The sequence below is a fragment of the Desulfosarcina sp. genome, from assembly GCF_041551955.1.
In the GTDB taxonomy this organism is placed as follows: domain Bacteria; phylum Desulfobacterota; class Desulfobacteria; order Desulfobacterales; family Desulfosarcinaceae; genus Desulfosarcina.
Genome location: NZ_JBFELV010000064.1, coordinates 1 through 17450, shown reverse-complemented (window position 1 = coordinate 17450; position 17450 = coordinate 1). Strand labels below are relative to the sequence as shown.

Annotated in this window: 16 protein-coding genes; 10 read left to right on the top strand and 6 right to left on the bottom strand. The window is 57.4% G+C overall.

Features of this window, described 5'->3' with window-relative positions:
- From ABYV26_RS07370 to serS, 5 genes are all read right to left on the bottom strand, one after another.
- Positions 1–511, bottom strand: a 511-nt coding sequence (locus tag ABYV26_RS07370) for a PAS domain S-box protein (RefSeq protein ID WP_372679622.1), incomplete at its 3' end; no start/stop codon positions are given.
- A gap of 63 nt (positions 512–574) precedes the next feature.
- The gene (locus ABYV26_RS07365; protein WP_372679620.1) at positions 575–1342 is read right to left on the bottom strand and encodes a tetratricopeptide repeat protein; all 768 of its coding nucleotides are present in this window, start codon (positions 1340–1342) and stop codon (positions 575–577) included.
- Positions 1343–1413: 71 nt separating this feature from the next.
- On the bottom strand, positions 1414–3228 hold the full coding sequence (locus ABYV26_RS07360) for a LysM peptidoglycan-binding domain-containing protein (RefSeq protein WP_372679618.1): 1815 nt from the start codon (positions 3226–3228) through the stop codon (positions 1414–1416).
- A 65-nt stretch (positions 3229–3293) separates the two neighbouring features.
- Positions 3294–4799: a threonine synthase gene (gene thrC / locus ABYV26_RS07355; RefSeq protein ID WP_372679616.1), complete on the bottom strand. Its 1506-nt coding sequence runs from the start codon at positions 4797–4799 to the stop codon at positions 3294–3296.
- Complete coding sequence (gene serS / locus ABYV26_RS07350; RefSeq protein WP_372679614.1) at positions 4796–6070, bottom strand: serine--tRNA ligase; 1275 nt, start codon at positions 6068–6070, stop codon at positions 4796–4798. The genes thrC and serS overlap by 4 nt, the downstream gene beginning before the upstream one ends.
- Positions 6071–6424: 354 nt before the next feature.
- Here serS and ABYV26_RS07345 point away from each other — a divergent pair, with 354 nt between their 5' ends.
- From ABYV26_RS07345 to ABYV26_RS07315, 7 genes are all read left to right on the top strand, one after another.
- Complete coding sequence (locus ABYV26_RS07345; RefSeq protein WP_372679612.1) at positions 6425–7012, top strand: 5-formyltetrahydrofolate cyclo-ligase; 588 nt, start codon at positions 6425–6427, stop codon at positions 7010–7012.
- Positions 7013–7143: 131 nt separating this feature from the next.
- Entirely contained in the window at positions 7144–7788 is a 645-nt protein-coding gene (locus tag ABYV26_RS07340) for a protein-L-isoaspartate(D-aspartate) O-methyltransferase (protein ID WP_372679610.1), read from the top strand.
- Entirely contained in the window at positions 7789–8370 is a 582-nt protein-coding gene (locus ABYV26_RS07335) for a YqaA family protein (RefSeq protein WP_372679608.1), read from the top strand.
- 191 nt (positions 8371–8561) lie between these two features.
- Entirely contained in the window at positions 8562–9791 is a 1230-nt protein-coding gene (locus ABYV26_RS07330; RefSeq protein WP_372679607.1) for an aspartate kinase, read from the top strand.
- A gap of 63 nt (positions 9792–9854) precedes the next feature.
- A complete protein-coding gene (locus ABYV26_RS07325; protein WP_372679605.1) occupies positions 9855–10664 on the top strand; it encodes an alpha/beta hydrolase in 810 nt (269 codons plus the stop codon).
- 12 nt (positions 10665–10676) lie between these two features.
- Positions 10677–11354 (top strand): NAD(P)H-binding protein, encoded by a 678-nt coding sequence (locus tag ABYV26_RS07320; RefSeq protein ID WP_372679603.1) that lies wholly within the window; start codon positions 10677–10679, stop codon positions 11352–11354.
- Positions 11355–11444: 90 nt separating this feature from the next.
- The gene (locus ABYV26_RS07315; protein ID WP_372679602.1) at positions 11445–13373 is read left to right on the top strand and encodes an FAD-dependent oxidoreductase; all 1929 of its coding nucleotides are present in this window, start codon (positions 11445–11447) and stop codon (positions 13371–13373) included.
- A 116-nt stretch (positions 13374–13489) separates the two neighbouring features.
- Here the strand turns inward: ABYV26_RS07315 and ABYV26_RS07310 are convergent, their stop codons facing one another.
- Positions 13490–14905, bottom strand: a complete 1416-nt coding sequence (locus ABYV26_RS07310; protein WP_372679600.1) for a sigma-54 interaction domain-containing protein — start codon at positions 14903–14905, stop codon at positions 13490–13492.
- Between the two features lie 430 nt (positions 14906–15335).
- Here ABYV26_RS07310 and ABYV26_RS07305 point away from each other — a divergent pair, with 430 nt between their 5' ends.
- The 3 genes from ABYV26_RS07305 to ABYV26_RS07295 all read left to right on the top strand — a co-directional run.
- Complete coding sequence (locus ABYV26_RS07305) at positions 15336–15530, top strand: hypothetical protein (RefSeq protein ID WP_372679598.1); 195 nt, start codon at positions 15336–15338, stop codon at positions 15528–15530.
- A gap of 48 nt (positions 15531–15578) precedes the next feature.
- Positions 15579–16550, top strand: coding sequence for a GNAT family N-acetyltransferase (locus ABYV26_RS07300; protein ID WP_372679597.1), 972 nt, complete (start codon positions 15579–15581; stop codon positions 16548–16550).
- Positions 16537–17450, top strand: a 914-nt coding sequence (locus tag ABYV26_RS07295; protein ID WP_372679595.1) for an acetyl-CoA carboxylase biotin carboxylase subunit family protein, incomplete at its 3' end; no start/stop codon positions are given. The genes ABYV26_RS07300 and ABYV26_RS07295, both read left to right, overlap by 14 nt.

Here is a 17450-nt window from a genome sequence, read left to right as displayed (position 1 = left end):
GCAGAGCCTCCAGGGCCTGTCGATAAGGGGTGATGTCTTCCACGGCCAAGAGCATGCCAGGCAGATGCTGCTTGGGTGTCTCCACCGGTTGGGCATTCACTCTGGCGGACCATATGGCGCCGCGCTTAGTCTTGAGTTTGAGTTCAAAGGGCGCTTTCAGGGTCCCGGCGAAAATCCGGCTGCGGTTGATGAAAAAAACGGCTTGGTCTTCTGGGGCGATGAACAGGCTGATGGGCTTTTTCAGCAGGTAGGATTTGTCAGCGCCGAGCATGTCGACGGCGCGTGAGCTGACGCCGTCGATGAGACCGGACTTGTCCAGCGAAATCAATCCGGTGGTCGATGCTTGCATGAAACGGGAGCAATCAGTCAGTTTTCTCTTTAGCGTGTCGCGTTCGCCGACGAGAGATTGGTTGATCGTATCCAACTCGGTTTGACGGCGGGTCAGTTCCGCGATCTTTTGCTTCAGCGGATCGGACGGTAACGGTTCGGTCTGGCGGTTGCCTGTGGTCATAACGTTTCCCTCGCTAGATCACCCAACCACGAGCGGGATGCGAGCAGATGAATAGCGGCGTGGTTACTGGTAGATTTTGCTCAGCTCCTCGGAGGCCTCGACGACCAGATTCGAATCTTCCGTATATTCAATGGCCCCCTTCAAGGCCATTCTTGCATTGTTGTAGTCTCCCAATAGGCGATACGTCCTTCCCAGTTCCAATAGCAGGGCAGGGTCTTTGGGGTTGAGCCGTGCAGCCGATTCGAACATGGACAGCGCGGCGTGCAGTTGTCCGGTGGCGAGGTAGGTTCTGCCCAGATTCAATTGGGCGACGAAAAACTCCGGCTGCAGCTCCAGCGCCTCTTTCAAAAACTGGCGGGCCTTGTCATAGTTCTTTTTGTTGTAGAATGCCCACCCCAGATTGGCCAACGGGAAGTGAGGCGTTGCGTAGAGCATGTCTCCGGTCACCTCCTCCAGCACGATGATGGCCTTGTCCCACTCTTTCCGAACCAGGTAGGCGCTGCCCAGGTTGTTCTTGGCCAGGGAGTAGTCGGGTTTCAGCTGCACCGCTTTTTCAAAATGCACCACGGCCAGATCAACCTTCTCTTTGGCCATGTATACCAGACCCAGATCGTTATGCAGAATAGGATCGTCTGGATTCAGCTTTTCGGCTTTGAGCAGTTCTCCCAGGGCTGCCGTGTAATTTCCGCCGCCCATGTAGGCCTCTCCCAGGTTAATGGCGGCAGTCGCTTTTTTCTTGTCCTGGGGGGATACACCTGTGGTGACGCATGCTGAAACCAGCAGCACGGCAAATAGCAAAGCAAGGGTTGCCTCCGGTCGCCAATGTGCCATGGACCTTCTCCTTTTTACCTGCGTGTCCGGGTTGATGCTTCCGTTCAGACAATACTCGGATATGTCTATTGTCAGTCAGTCTCTTTGACCCGGACCAGCTGGATGCCCTGGTCCCGGAAAAAAGGTTCTATCGATTCCGGAATCTGTTTCTCGGTGATCAGTCGATTCTCTCCGGTGTCAGCCGGTATCAGTATGCCGTTGACAGAAATGGCCGTATTATACTCAGCAGACCGGTTCGCACCATAAAAAACGGGGGATGCCGTATAGGCCATGCCCGCGGTTTCCATCAGGCGGTGAATGATTTCCACCGGTCCGGCGTCTACATTGATTTGCAGGATCTCGAGCCCCGTGCCCCTGATGGCGTTCACCGCATCACCGTAAAGGTCTCCGAAATCGATGAGAATTTCTCTCCCATTTCCGAAAGAGAGCAGATTGGACAGGGCCTGAACCTGAATACCGGCATAGGGGAAGCTGATGCTGGTGTTGGTTGAGTAGTTAAATCCCATTAGGGCGGCAAACGACTCGATAAGTGACTTCTGGCTGGTGCCGTCGATGCTGTCAATCTCTGTCGTTGCCGCCGAGTTGATCGGTCGTCGTGTCGCCTCGGGGGTTCCGGGAAGGATCTCCTTGAGGAGAATGTCGTTCCGGTCCAGGTAGCGCACAATGGTGTCGTTGGTTCGCTCGGAGGCGGACATGATGGGGGTGATGCAAGAGTGGCGGGGAATGCGGCCATCGGCCGACAGTTCGGTGCGGATCCATTTGGCGCTGACGCGGATGTTTACCGGCCCATCGTCGAAGGCCAGGTAGTTGGTGGACGCTTCCTCGGAAAAGGCCGAAAAGATGGCCTCCAGAATCTCCTGGGACGAGGCGTTTTCGGATACCTTCACCGCCTTGACGTTATCCCAGTATGATTGAACCAGCGGCAGATCCACATTCATCACCCGGTCCTGGGCTGTCAGAATCACCTTGGACCCGTTCTGGAGGTCGATCATGGGGTAGCGGGACAGGTCCAGTTCGAAATCCTTGCCCTGCTTCATGGGGAAAAAATAGGTCCCTTTGTCCAGCAGGCGGCCCCCGATGGCCGATGCAGCTTCGGCAGCCGGACCGGTACTGGTGGTCTCCGATGGCGCCGTGGCCATCTCCGGAGCGGGTGCAGCGGCGCCCTGGGGTTGTGGTTGGGGTTCTGCGGATTCGGTTTTCTCGGCATCCGTCACCTGTTCGACCAGATCACCGGCTTCATCGAACAGGGCGCTGTACCAGCTTTGCTCCCTGATGGAAGGATCGGGCATGTAGATTTTCTGCCCGGCGTAAATCCGATCGAGGTCCTTGATGTGTGGGTTGGCGGCCTTGAACAGCTTCAGTCCCTGGCTGTAGGTGGTGTTGCCGTAGCGGCCGCCGAATCGGTTGGCAATCAGCGTGGAAACGGTGTCGCCCTGCTGGACGGTGTAGGTTCGGGTGTGCTTTTCGATCATCTCTTTGGGGCTGTTGATCAAGACCACAGGGATAGTGACCACACCGGAGGATTGGCCCGGCAGGGTGCCATGGGCCAGTTTTTTCAGCGGGATGTCAACCACCTGCCCGGGGCGGATCCTGTCGATGTCTTTCACATGGGGGTTGAGGCGTTCGAAAATACCCAGGAATTCCCTGAAATCGTTGTGAGCGAGTTCCCCTTTCTGGCGGAAGATCTTGAGCACCCAATCCCCCTGCTGGACCTGGTAGGGGTCGCAGAGGATATCCCAGCCGCGATCATAGCGCACCACGTAGTTTTTATAGAGCATGGCGCCATAGGTGTCTACGGTCAGGAACAGCAGGATGCACGCCATCGCTGGCGTAAACATCCGACGAAGGGTGGGGTGGTGAAAAATGTTCGCATGTTTCATGGCCATGGCCGTCTGCCTGTCTTTGTCGTTGGGGTGTCGGCTCGGAGGATCGAGCCCCTGGCCGCACCCGGTTAAGTCCTTTTCTTTAATCCAAGATCAGCAGCGATCTGCTGGGAGATGGCTTCAACGAAGGTGGCCATTGCCACCGGGGCCAGCGGTTTGCCCGGTGCCGGCACCTGCTTCAGGTGTTTCGGATGGACATAGCGCGGCAGGTTGACCAGTTCAGGGTTCGGTGTAACGGCAAATCCTTCCGGAAACTGATTCTGAAAGTACATGTCCTGGAAGCCGGAGAATTTGAGGGCGTGGGCCGTGGAATCCACGAGGGCCGTTTCGCCGGAAGTCAGAAAACCCTTTTTCAGGGCCACCACCAGCCCGGCCAGCGACTCTCCGCCGTGGGTGCAGGCGATGTGGCCGTTGCGGTTGGCCGTGAGTTGCCAATCCATGATGTCCTGTTCGGCCACCTCCACAAAAAAGACCCGGGCACGGCCGGCAACCTGGTTGTAACGATCCACCAGATGGATCACCCGGGGCATGGAGACCGGGTTGCCGATCATGGCGGCCTGGGCAACGCTGGGTTTGACTGTCATGGGTACGAATTGGCGTTTACCGGCTTCCGGTTCGCTGTAGTAATGGAAAACGGGGTTGGCGTGGACGGACTGGACGCCCACAATTTTTGGCAGGGCGTCGATGATACCGATCTCATGGAACTTGAGAAAGCCATTCATCACGGCGGTGATGTTGCCGGCATTTCCGATAGGCACCACCACGGCTTTGTCGGCCATGGCATAGTCGACGTCCTGGGCGATTTCATAGGAATAGGACTCCTGCCCCAAAATGCGCCAGGCATTTTTCGAGTTGAGCAGGGCCACGTTGTACTGCTCGGAAAGGGCTTCGACAACCTTCATGCAATCGTCGAACACACCGGGCATTTCGAAGACGTCCGCCCCGCTGCCCAGCGGCTGGGAGAGTTGCTGGGGGGTTACTTTCTTGTGCGGCAGCAGGACCGCCGACTTGATGCGGGGATTGAGATACGAGGCGTAGAGCGCCGCGGCAGCGCTGGTATCCCCGGTTGACGCACAGATAGAGAGTACTTGGTCGACCAGCCCCTGCCGGATGAGAAAGTTGATGTAGCTCAGGGCGCTGGCCATTCCCCGGTCCTTGAAGGAGGCGCTGGGGTTCTGCCCGTCGTTCTTAAAGAAAAAACGCATGCCTGCTTTGGCCTGGAGGAACTCGTTGGCCTCCACCATAGGGGTGTGGCCCTCTCCCAGGTAGATCACCGAATTCAGAGGGATGACGGGACCGATGAACTCGTGGTAGCGGTAGATGCCCTTTACTGCCGGGATCTTGAGCATGCGCCGGTAGTCTAAAATCCGCTGCCAACGCTCTCCATCAATCGCCTTTAGCCGATCGAACTGCCGGTCATGGATGAGCAGCACGCTGCCGCAGTCCGGGCAGGTGTACAGCAGGGAATCGATGCCGTGTTCGGCACGGCACCCCAGACATCGGTCCACGAGTTCTCCGCCGGGTTCAGGGATCAGGTTCGGCCGGACCTCTTCCGGGAATTGATCGAGTCTCAAGTGGTTATCATTTCCGTTCCGCCCATGTATGGTCTGAGCGCATCCGGGATGACGACAGTGCCGTCCTCCTGTTGACAGTTTTCCAACAGAGCCGCCAGGGTTCTGCCCACGGCCAGCCCGCTGCCGTTCAGGGTATGGACCAGCCGGGTGCCTTTTTTGCCCTTTTCTTTGAAGCGAATGTTGGCCCGCCGAGCCTGGAAATCCTCGAAGTTGCTGCATGAGGATATCTCTCGATAGACGCCCTGGGCTGGCATCCACACCTCGATGTCATAGGTTTTGGCTGCGGAAAAACCGATGTCTCCGGTACACAGGGTGATCACCCGGTAGGGCAGTTCAAGGCGGCGAAGCACGGTTTCCGCGTTTTCCAGGAGCGACTCCAGTTCCTCATAGGATGTCTCCGGCCGGGTGAATTTGACCAGCTCCACCTTGTTGAACTGGTGCTGCCGGATCAATCCGCGCGTATCCTTGCCGTAGGACCCGGCTTCGGAGCGGAAGCAAGGCGTGTAGGCGGTAAAATAAACCGGCAGCTGGGATGCGTCCAGGATCTCTTCCTGGTAGATGTTGGTGACCGGAACTTCCGCTGTGGGGATGAGAAAATAGTCCAACCCGTCGAGCTTGAACAGGTCCGCCTCGAACTTGGGCAGCTGCCCGGTGCCGGTCATGCTTTTCCGGTTGACGATAAATGGCGGCAGGACCTCTTTGTATCCGTGTTCGGTGGTGTGTAGATCCAGCATGAAATTGATCAGGGCGCGCTCCAGGCGGGCTCCCGCACCCAGGTAGAGGGGGAAGCGTGCACCGGCGATTTTTGCGGCGCGGGTGAAATCCAGGACTCCCAGGTTCTCCCCGATGGTCCAATGGGGCAGGGGCGCATAGGAAAAAGAAGCAGGCTCACCCACCCTTTTTACCTCGGGGTTTTCCGTTTCGTTTTTGCCCACAGGCACGCTTGCGTGGGGGATGTTGGGCAAAGCCATGATCATCTCGTCAATGGCCGATTCACCTTCTCCCAGATCTTTTTCCAGGTTCTTGATGGTGGTGGACACATCCCGCATTTGGTCGATGATGGCGTCGGCATTCTCTCCGTCGCGTTTCATCCGGGCGACCTCGTCAGACACACGGTTCCGCTGGCGGCGAAGTTCTTCCAATTCGAAAAGGATGGTTTTTCGCCGGGTGTCATGGGCTTGAAAGCCCTCCCAATCAAAGGCCGTCCCTCGGTTCTGCATGGCCGTTTTGACCCGTTCCAAATTTTCTCTGACGAGCTTGATTTCCAGCATATTCATCCTTATAATCCAAAATTGGTCGTAAACGAGGCCATGCTTCGAGTCTCAGGTGGCGGTGACAGCTCGTTATGGGGGCGGTGAACGGTAAACCGATGACATCGGCGAACACCGAAGCAAAATCAATCGAAAGTTTATCCCAAGTGGTCCAATTAGTCAACGATGATTGCCGGTTGAACCGTGGTAACGCGCACATCTCCGGCTGCTTGCCGGCATGCGTACGCGTGGCCGGAAAAATAGGTTGTTGTCGGTATGGCGACCACTCTCCGCGTATTCTTGTCGCGGCAAGAGGGCAGCGGTTCAAGGCGAGAATTTGCGATCAGATACAAAAATACAAAGATGGAGACCTCAATGGATGAAGTCCGGGAAAAAAAGCAGGAAATCAGAAATGGAATATCGACTTTCTTCAATTCACTTGCCAGCGAAGTGCTCGAAGCAAACACCCGGGTTATCGAAAACCGCTTGTTTGAGTTCGCCAACTTTCTCGAATCCAAGATTGTCATGCTCTATGTGAACACCGAAAACGAAGTGGCCACGGATGCCATTATCAAGCGGACGTATGATTTCAACAAAATCGTGGTGCTTCCCGCCTTCGACACGGCGAAATTCAAAATGAACCTGATGAAAGTGGACAACCCGGACAAGGATCTTGTCGTCGGCCCGCGGGGAATTCTCGAACCGAACCCGGCCAGATGCAAATCGGTTCCGCTGGACTCAATCGATATCGCCATTGTTCCCGGAATCGCCATGGATGAAAAAGGGGGGCGGATTGGTTCCGGTGACGGATACTACGACCGGGTCATCCCCGATCTGCCTATGACCACCCGCAAGGTGGGCCTGGTGTTCGAGGGGCAGCTGATTCCCCAGGTGCCCATGGAATCCCACGACAAACATGTCGATATCATCATCACGGAAAAGCGGGTGATCTATAAGATATAGCGCATCGACCCATTGCGTGGATTATTGAAAGCGCCTCCTGCTACGGGGCGCTTTTTTAGTTGGGTTCGGGGTTCTAACTTCTTGACCTGACTTGCCTTAATTGATAAACACGTGCTGGGAGAAACATGTCAATGAAATACCAGCGTCTGAGAAATGAAATGGTCACCAAACAGATCATCGCCCGTGGGATCAGCGATCCGCGCGTAGTGTCGGCCATGCGGACCGTCCCCCGCCATCTGTTTGTCAGCGAAGCCATGATGGATCAGGCCTACGGCGACTTTCCCCTACCCATCGGTGAGCAGCAGACCATTTCCCAGCCCTACATCGTCGCGGAAATGACCCAGGCGCTCCAGATTGCCCCGGAGGACCGGGTCTTGGAGATCGGCACCGGTTCCGGCTACCAGGCGGCCATTTTGGCTCAGATCGCCTTTCGGGTCTACACGGTAGAACGCATCTACTCGCTGTATACACGAACCCGAAAGCTGTTCGACCAGCTGCGCTATCACAACATCGTCACCCGCTATTCGGACGGTACCACCGGCTGGAAGGAGCACAGCCCCTTTGATGCCATCGTGGTCACTGCCGGTGCGCCGGAGATTCCCATGGTGCTGGTCAATCAGCTGGCCGTGGGCGGCCGGATGGTGATTCCGGTAGGGGATCGCCACAGCCAGGATCTCATCAAACTGGTTCGTGACGAAGAGGGCCTCCACCAGTCCAATCTGGGCGGGTGCCGATTTGTCAAACTGGTTGGCGAACACGGCTGGAGAGAGCAGTAAATGCTCAGGCGTCTTTACGACTGGGTACTTCACTGGGCCGCCACCCCATACGGTGTCTGCGCATTGTTTCTGCTGGCTTTCGCCGAATCCTCGTTTTTTCCCATTCCGCCGGACGTTCTGCTCATCGCCATGTGCGTGGCCAGGCCGGACAAGTCATTCAAATACGCCTTGGTCTGCTCCATCGGATCCATTTTAGGGGGGTGCCTGGGATACTTGATCGGCTGGCAATTCATGGCTTCGGTGGGCAGCCGTATCGTTGACTTTTACGGTTTGACGGACAAGGTGGCCTATATCGAAACCCTCTACAACACATACGACGCCTGGGCGGTGGGCATCGCCGGGTTCACCCCCATTCCTTATAAGGTGTTCACGATTGCCGCCGGCATGTTCAAAATCAATTTCACGGTATTTGTTCTGGCCTCCATGGCATCCCGATCGGCCCGGTTTTTCCTTGTGGGCGGGTTGATCTACCTGTTCGGTCCACGCATCCAGCGCTTTATCGACCGCTATTTCAATTTGCTGGCCGTGACCTTCACGGTATTGCTGGTGGGCAGTTTTATACTGATTAAATACCTGTTTTAGACTGGAGCCAATCTCAAAACGCCCCATTTCGGTCAATATCTGTGTTGGGCTCCCATTTCAATCCTCGACAACCACCACGGTTGCCTCCGGTTGAAATCATCGCCCGCCTTGATCTTGACCGAACTGCAGCATTTTGAGACCGGCTCCCTGAAGCCAGTATGCCTTGCGATTTCATGAAAAAGAGGATAGCCGTGACCTGTATCGTGCAAAAATTCGGCGGCAGCAGCCTGTCCGATGTGGACAAGATCAGGACGGTGGCCCGGATGATTGCCCAAGTTAAAAAACAGGGCACGGACGTGGCCGCCGTGGTCTCCGCCATGGGCAAAACCACGAACCAGCTGGTGGAGATGGCCCGCAGCATGTCACCCAAACCATCTAGACGCGAGATGGACATGCTGCTGAGCACGGGCGAACGGATCACCATGTCTTTGCTGTGCATCGCCCTGAACGAACTGGGTGTGCAGTCGATTTCTCTGACCGGATCCCAGTGCGGCATCATCACCAACCATCGCCACAATGATGCCCAGGTCATCGAGGTGCGTCCCTTTCGGGTGATGGATGAACTGGCCGAAGGCAGGGTCGTGGTGGTGGGTGGGTTTCAGGGGGTGAGCTACAAAAGGGACATTACCACCCTGGGGCGCGGCGGATCGGACACCACAGCGGTGGCCCTCGCCGCCGCTATCGATGCCGACCGCTGTGAAATTTACTCGGACGTGGACGGGGTATACTCCGCCGACCCGTCCACGGTGGCCGATGCCCGTCACCTGCCGGAAGTCTCCTATCCGGTGATGCAGGAGATGAGCGCCGCCGGCGCCAAGGTGCTTAACGCCCAGGCGGTTCAGTTCGCCAAGGAAAAACAGATCGCCATTTATGCGCGCAGCACATTCGATCGAAGACGGGAAACGGTGGTGAGGAAACTTCCGCCGGGCAGGTTGGCCGGCGTGCAGGCAGTGGTCAGCGAGGAGGTGATCACACGGGTTCGAATCGGCGGGGATCATGCATTGGCCGGTTTCAAATGGGCATTGGGTCTTTTGGAGCAGGAGCAGGTGCCGGTGAAGGAGATCCATGCCGCCGATGGGCCCGATGATTCTGGCGCATCGCGGGTTTCCTTTGTGGTATCCTCCCCCGATGTATACGGTTGGCGGGAGATCCGGGAGACGCTGGCCGGACAGTTGGGCGATGCCGTTGGATTCGATACGCACCTGGGGGCGCTGTCGCTGATTGGCGAAGGGCTCAACCGGACCAACGCCACCCTGATCGAGGCCCTGGCCCTTTTGGAAGGTCATGACATCGCGGTCGCCGGCGTCACCACCACGTCGTTTCGCATCTCACTGCTCGTCCCCCGGGAAAAGATCGACGACGGCGTGCGCCTGTGCCATGGGTATTGGATTTCCTCAACGGTGTTGGATCCTGGACATTAGCTGGCGCCTGATTTTCAACGCGGCGGCGAATGATCCATTTCAGAGGCAACCTGTAAATCGACAATGATTAAAATGATTCTGGAAAGCGTTAAAATCCTTGTTGTTCTCTTCGTCGGGGCAACCTTGCTGCTTTACCTTCTACAAGGCAGAATGATCTTTTTTCCCCAGCCGACCGCACCGCAGAACCAGTCCCGCTATGCCGAAAACGAAATCCGCCTGCACCACGCTGATGTCACCCTGACCGGCTGGTTTTTCAAAAATGAGATCGGTCCCGGCCATCCGCTGGTGGTCTATTACGGGGGAAACGCAGAGGATGTAAGTCTCAACTTTGCCGATCTCGGGCGCTTCGGCGCCCAATCGTTTCTGTTCATGAACTACCGCGGCTACGGCGGCAGCGACGGCAAGCCGTCTGAAACGGCATTGCTTTCGGATGCATTGTTCGTCATCGATCACCTATTGTCGACCGAAGGAATCGACCCGGCCCATGTCGTGGTTATGGGGCGCAGCCTGGGGTCGGGTGTCGCGGTGCACGTGGCGGCCAAACGAAAGGTGGGCGGTGTTATCCTGGTCACCCCGTTCGACTCCCTGGTCAGTGTGGCCAAGTCCCACTATCCGATCTTTCCGGTGGGGTTGATGCTGAAACATCGCTTCGATTCCGCGGTCCTGGCACCGGGCATCGCCACACCGGCTCTTTTTCTGACCGCATCCAACGACCAGGTGGTGCCGGTGCGGTTTGCCAAGAAATTGGCGTCGGTCTGGGGCGGGCCGGTAACCGCCGTCACCGTTGAGGGGACCGACCACAACTCCATCGAAACATCGCCGGTGTATTGGGATGCGGTCAACGCATACCTGTTGTCTGATCGTCGCCAATGAATGGAACACTGAATGAAGCACCCTGCTATGGAAAAGAAAACCGTTTTGCTGATGGGCGCCACCGGCTTGGTCGGTGGTCATATTCTCAACCGTCTGCTGGAAAATGAAACCTACGACCGGGTAATTGCGTTGACCCGTTCAGCCATCACGGGTGCCGAGGCCTTTTCCAAGCTCGACACCCGGATTGTTGATTTCGGGCGTCCTGACCAGTGGCTGGATCAGGTGGCTGCCGACCAGACCATCTGTGCGCTGGGCACCACCATTAAGAAGGCCGGCAGCCGGGAGGCGTTCCGACAGGTGGACTATGCGTATCCCCTGATGATCGCCCGGGCCGCTTTAAACGCCGGCTGCAGGCACTTTCTGCTTGTTTCTGCCATGGGCGCGGATGCGGATTCGCCTGTATTTTACAATCGGGTCAAAGGCGACCTGGAAGCGGCGATCCTTGGGCTGGGATTCACCTGTGTCAGTATTTTCAGGCCATCACTGCTGCTTGGGGATCGCCGGGAGTTCCGTCCCGGTGAAGCGGTCGGGCAGGTTCTGGGTCGATGGTTGGCTTTCGCCATCCCTAAACGTTACCGGCCCGTGCATGCCCGCACCGTTGCCGCTGCGGTGGTGGGGATTGCGGCAGCGGACGCGTCCGGCAACCGGGTGCTGGCTTCGGACGCCATTGCCGAATGGGGAGCCGATTGACGGGCTCCGCCGAAAGGTGGTTACCCACGTTCCAGTTATAAGACCGGCCGGTTTTTCTTTTTAAGCGACCACCCTTTCCCGGAGGACTCCATGACCATCCTGAAGCATCTCTTTTCCCCGATCCAGATCGGCCGTATGACGGCCAAGAACCGCCTGCTCATGTCCGCCATGAGCATCAACTTCGGTGTGGATGAAAACGGCCATGTCACCGACCAGTTGACCGGTTACCTGGCGGAACGGGCCAAAGGCGGCGTGGGCATGATCCTTGTGGGCGGCGGCGGTGTCCACCCCACGGGCCTGGAACTGCCCGGACTGCCCGCTCTGTGGGATGACGCATGCATTCCCGCGCTAAAAAAGATGGTCGATACGGTGAAACCCTTTGACGTCTGCTTCGGCGTTCAGTTGATGCACGGCGGCCGTCAATCGTACCACGACCGCAAGGTGGCGCCGTCACCCATTCCTGCGCCGGCGGTGGTGAAAGGGATTCCCAAGGAATTGACCATCCAAGAGATTGGTGAACTCGTGGCGTCTTTTGGCGATGCCGCCCGGCGATGCCGGGATGCCGGTTTCGATTTCGTCGAGGTCCACGGGGCTCACGGTTATCTGATCAACCAGTTTTTATCCCCCAACGCCAATCATCGGCAAGACGAATATGGCGGCAGCTTTGAAAATCGAACCCGTTTTTTTCTGGAGCTGCTGGCCGACATCAAGGCCAAGGCTGGTGTTGATTTTCCCGTGGGGCTGCGCATCAACGGCGAAGATTACATCGAGGGCGGCTGGACGCTGGGCGATGCCCTGCGCCTGGCACCGGTCCTGGAAGAAAATGGGGCCGACTACCTGCATGTGTCAGCCGGGGTCTATGGCTCCACCCAGTTGACCATCCCCTCCATGTATGTGGAACACGCCTGTTTCGTCGGTCTGGCCGAAGCCGTCAAGCAGGTGGTGACGATTCCCGTGGTGGGGGTGGGCCGGATCAAGAGCCCGGAACTGGCCGACCGCATCCTCAAAGAGGGCCGGGCCGACGTGGTGGCCATGGGACGCGCCCTGATCGCCGATCCGATGCTGCCGGAAAAAGCCCGTGCCGGCAATCTGAACGCTATCCGCCCGTGTATCGGATGCTGTTTAGGCTGCATTCATGCGGTGCTGGCCCTGGAGCCCGGTTCCTGTGTGGTCAATCCCGATGTGGGACGCGAATACTTGATGGGCGAAGAACAAAACGCGCCTGTGCTGAAATCGGTGTTGGTGGTGGGCGCCGGGCCCGCGGGCATGGCGGCAGCCCGCATGGCGGCTATCCGCGGCCACCGGGTGACCATCGTCGAGGAGAAGGGCAGGGTCGGTGGCCTTTTGCGGCTCGCCGCGATCCCGCCCGGCCGGGGCGAGATCATGGACGTGATCGCCTTTCTCACCTGTGAAATAGAACGATTGGGTGTGGCCCTGCGGCTCAACACCCGGCTGGATGAGGCGCTGTTGGACGATGTCGACCCGGATGCGGTCATCCTGGCTTCGGGCAGCCTGCCGGACATGCCCATCATCAAAGGGCTTTTCACCACTGGGATGGATCTGTGCACGGTCAACGAAGTCCTGGAGGGAAAGATTACCGGCGACCGGGTGATCATCCTTGGCGGCGGTCAGGCCGGACTGGTGACGGCCGACTTCCTGGCGGAGAAGGGCAGGGAGGTGGCGGTTCTCAATCGGAAGCGCCATTTTGCCGAGGAGATGTCCAGCAACGACCGGTTTTACCTCAGAGAGCGGCTCAAACGCGACGCCGTCCACCTGTTCAAGCAGGTTGCTGTCAAGGCATTCACCGATGACGGCGTGGTCTTTACCACCGCCGGCCAGCCCGTTACCCTGGCGGGATACGATACCGTGGTGGTGGCCGAAGCCATGACCCCGGTGCGCGACGCCAGGCCGATCCTGGATCGGCGAAAAATTGATGTTTACGTCATCGGAGACGCCAAATCACCGCGAAATCTCATGCTGGCCCAGAGCGAGGCCGAGGAGATCGGTCGGGCGATCTAAACGTCATCGCCACGTCATTTGCCGGTCTTTTGACGGCGTAGCTGCCTTCGCCGTTTGCAGAAATCCGGAGCGGGTGTGTAATCCCCAACGATGGTCTGAACCAACCGGGCCCGGGCTCATGGTTTGAAATCCTCTTTTCGCAATCCGAGGTGCTTCATTTTGTTGTATAGGCCGCGGGCATGGATGCCGGCGATCTGGGCCGCCTCGTTGATTCGGCCCCCTGTTTTGGATAGGGCGCGTTCGAGGTAGAGCCGTTCCACCTGGTCCATGACCGCCCGCTGGACTTCGGGAAGGGTTTTGCTAAGCAGGTTATCCGTTCCCAGCAGTATTTCGGGTGTTAATTTTCCGTCGTCGACGGCATCGCCATGGAAGACATTGGGCAGCTCGGCCATGCCGATCTCCTGGCTGTGGCATAACAGCATGGCCCGCTCGATGACATTCATCAACTCGCGAACGTTGCCCGGCCAGTCATAGCTGCACATGGCGTTCAGGGCCCGTTCGGAAAAACCCCTGATTTCTCTGCCGATCTTATAGCGAAACAGGGTCGTAAAGCGCCGCACCATCGTGGGGATGTCTTCCTTGCGATGGCGCAAGGGCGGTATCGTGAGCGTCAACACGCTCAGACGGTAGTAAAGGTCCTGCCTGAAGGCCCCCTGGGAGACCGCCGCTTCCAGATCCCGGTTGGTGGCGGCGATCACCCGTACATCCAACTCGATGATGTTCTCTCCACCCAGGGGTTTGACTTCATAATCCTGCAGCACGCGAAGCAGTTTGGTCTGAAGGTGAAGGGGCATCTCTCCGATTTCATCTAAAAAGATGGTCCCGCCGTGGGCCAGCTCAAAGGCCCCGCGGCGATAGCGGACAGCGCCGGTGAACGCGCCTTGTTCATGGCCGAAGAGTTCGCTTTCGAGCAGGTTCTCAGGCATGGCCGCCATGTTGATCGATATAAAGGGGCCGACCGAACGCGGGCCATGCGCGTGAATGGCTTTTGCCAGATGTTCTTTGCCCACGCCGGTTTCACCGGTCAGCAGGATGGGGGAGTCGCTGGGGATGACCTGATTGACCTCTTCCATGAAGACCTGCATGGCTGGGCTTTCCATGAGAAAATCCGAAATTTTTGGCTCCACGCTGCCCCGTCGGTCAAAGCGTTTGCGTTGGATGAACTGGCGCCGGGATTCCAGTGCCGAATCAATCGCCTCGTAGATGCGGGTTTTCGACAAGCCAGAGTAGAGCACGACATCGGCTCCGGCCGCGGCCAGCCGGGCATGTTCTTCCAAGGAGGCGCCACCGTGAATAATGATCGTGGTGGGGCTTTCCGGCAGTTCGTTGAGAATGGCGATGCCGTTGTCGACCGGGCGAAGAACGAAGGCTTCGCTGATGACGACGACGTCGATCCCGCTGTGCAGGGCGCGCTGCCATACCGAACGGGGTGGACCGAAAACCTCGACCCGGACATCGGGGTCCGACAGCTGCTTTGCCAGATAACTTTGCAGGCGGGCGTCCTTGATGGCCAACCCCACTCGGATAAGCATGTTGGTCTCTCCATATTGACGGCATGCGGATGCTGAATGCGCTGAGTCATCACCCCGTCTGCCCCTAAAAAAGAAAAATAATACCGAAATTACTTTTTAATATCTGGCCAAATAGAATGATCGTTAATCATAATCAGCTAAATTAATTTAAAAAACAATAATTGTAAACCCTCATTCGCCGGTTTGAGAAAAGCGGTGGGCCGAAGTCGGGCAAAAAAGAGAAAAAAAATACCGGTAAATACCAAAAAAAAGAAATAATATGCCGAAAAGAGCGAGAAAGAGGCTTTTAATCATTGTTCAAAAAGTATATATACGATAACAAATCAATTAATTATAATAAAATGGATGCAGTGGCACACTCCGTGCTTTTTGAAAAGCGGTTTAGGGTTTACACAATCACCAACTAACACTGAGCGAAGGAGATGATGTTGTGACCAACAGGCAGGACGACGACGAGCATTATGACAACGGGAAAGACTTGCCACCCAGGCGCTCGCAGCGGACCAAGTTCAGGGAGTTCGACGAAGATGAGAATGCGGCTGCCCACAGGGAGAAGCGTTCCGGCAAACGTTCGCATCGCCGAAAAACGGGCAAAGACGACATCTGGCCCGATACCGACGAGTGAGCCCGCACCCCGGTAATTTAGAACCTATTTCATACAGGAGTGCCTTCCATGATTGACGTCGGCGTCAGCAGCGATTTGGGAGAAATCCGTCGACTGTGGCAGCGGCACTGGCCTCAAACGGGCTTATTTGATCTGTGGCCGGTGAGAGCCTCCTTCCAGAGACAGTTTCAGCATGCCCCGCATTTCCTTGTCGCCCAACGGCAGGGCGTGTTTTGCGGGTTGCTGGCGCTCAGCTGGATCGCCGAGGAGCGGTATTTCGGTCATTTTCCGGGGGAATTGTGGCACGGCAAAACCTGGATCGAGCAAAACCGGGTTCTCGCTGCCGATGAACCAGCCTTCGAGGCCCTGTGGGAGGCGGTTCCCGATGTGGCGCAGATTCGTTACCTGTGTCCGGGTGGTTATCTGCCGGCGGGTGCATCGGTCACCCTGGACGAAGTCGGCTATCTTTTCCGACCGCCTCAGTATGGCTACGATTTCAACGTCTACATGGGTCAATTCTCCGGTAAATCACGGAAAAAAATACGCTGCGAGGTCGATCGGCTCCATGCGCGGGGCGTGTCCTTCCGCTATGATTGCCTGAACGACGTCGACCAGCTGTTTCGCCTGAATCTGAAGGCTTTCCGCGAAGATTCCTATTTCAGCGACCCGCGTTTTTTAAGCGCCTTTGAAGACCTGGTCAAATGGCTGCACAGCAATCATTTGCTGCGCGTGACGGCCGCACTCGTCGGTGGGGAACTGGCCGCGGTAGACGTCGGTGCGGTATGGAACGGCACCTACACGGTGGTGGCGGGAGGGACCTGCGGCGATTTCCCCGGGGTAGCCAAACTGATCAATTTCCACCACCTGGAATGGGCCTGCCGCCAGCGGCTGCGCGAGGTCGATTTCCTCTGCGGTGAATTCAACTGGAAGAACCGGTTCCACCTGACGCCCCGACCGCTCTACAAAATGTCCAAACTGATTGCCATCGACGGTGCCCGGACTCCGGATTTTGCATCGGACCTGATCTGTGCCACCGGCTGACCGGAGAGTCCTTGTCGTCGGCACAACCGCCGACTACATCGAATGGATCCGGACCTGCCGCCCCGGACAGGCGCTTTTTCTGACCGATCCTTCGGTAAGGCGCGAAGCAGATCAACCGGCGCCATTGCCCGATGAAGAGCTCTTGTGCGACCTGGCCGACGAACCCCGGGTGCTCGAGACGTTGGCGGGGCACCTGGACCGATGGCGATTGGGGTTGTCCGGCGTAACCTGCTATGATTGCGAATCCATGGCCCTGGCCGCCCGCCTGGCTGACGCCTACGCCCTTTCTTACCCCAGTGTACAGGCGATCAACAACTGCAGGGACAAGCACCGCTCCAAAATCCTCTGGCGGGTCCATCACCTGGATACACCCGACGTCCGCAGGATTGGATCGGCCGGTGAGGCTGTCGAATTTTTCCGGGATATCGGCGGTCCGTGTGTCTTGAAGCCCCTGAGCGGCAGCGGCAGCGAACTGATTTTCAGGTGCGACAGCGAGGCGGATTGCAAGCGTCATCACCGACGTATCGTCCAGGGGCTGGAGAAACGCCGGAGCCACCGCCTCTACCAACCCTTCTGCGCGACTGGCGTCGACATTCTGGCAGAGGCCTATGTCGGCGGTGAAGAATACAGTTGCGATTTCATTCTGGAAGACGATCGCGTAACCCTGATCCGGCTGGCCCGCAAAGTTCTCTTCTCCCAGGATCCTTTCGGAACGGCAAAGGCCTACGTCCTGCCGGACGTCTGGCCCGAAGCAATCGATGCCGGAAAATTGGAGTGGACCCTGTTCCGCAGTGCCAAGGCACTGGGAATTCAGCGGGCCGTCTGCATGCTTGACTTTATCCTGCATCACGGAAGGATGGTATTGCTGGAGATGGCTCCCCGACCCGGCGGTGACTGCCT

Excerpts from the sequence above, each read along its gene's own strand:
- ABYV26_RS07365 (WP_372679620.1), bottom strand. The coding sequence starts at position 1,342 with ATGGCACATTGGCGACCGGAGGCAACCCTTGCTTTGCTATTTGCCGTG.
- ABYV26_RS07360 (WP_372679618.1), bottom strand. The coding sequence starts at position 3,228 with ATGGCCATGAAACATGCGAACATTTTTCACCACCCCACCCTTCGTCGG.
- serS (WP_372679614.1), bottom strand. The coding sequence starts at position 6,070 with ATGCTGGAAATCAAGCTCGTCAGAGAAAATTTGGAACGGGTCAAAACG.
- ABYV26_RS07345 (WP_372679612.1), top strand. The coding sequence starts at position 6,425 with ATGGATGAAGTCCGGGAAAAAAAGCAGGAAATCAGAAATGGAATATCG.
- ABYV26_RS07340 (WP_372679610.1), top strand. The coding sequence starts at position 7,144 with ATGAAATACCAGCGTCTGAGAAATGAAATGGTCACCAAACAGATCATC.
- ABYV26_RS07335 (WP_372679608.1), top strand. The coding sequence starts at position 7,789 with ATGCTCAGGCGTCTTTACGACTGGGTACTTCACTGGGCCGCCACCCCA.
- ABYV26_RS07325 (WP_372679605.1), top strand. The coding sequence starts at position 9,855 with ATGATTAAAATGATTCTGGAAAGCGTTAAAATCCTTGTTGTTCTCTTC.
- ABYV26_RS07320 (WP_372679603.1), top strand. The coding sequence starts at position 10,677 with ATGAAGCACCCTGCTATGGAAAAGAAAACCGTTTTGCTGATGGGCGCC.
- ABYV26_RS07315 (WP_372679602.1), top strand. The coding sequence starts at position 11,445 with ATGACCATCCTGAAGCATCTCTTTTCCCCGATCCAGATCGGCCGTATG.
- ABYV26_RS07310 (WP_372679600.1), bottom strand. The coding sequence starts at position 14,905 with ATGCTTATCCGAGTGGGGTTGGCCATCAAGGACGCCCGCCTGCAAAGT.
- ABYV26_RS07300 (WP_372679597.1), top strand. The coding sequence starts at position 15,579 with ATGATTGACGTCGGCGTCAGCAGCGATTTGGGAGAAATCCGTCGACTG.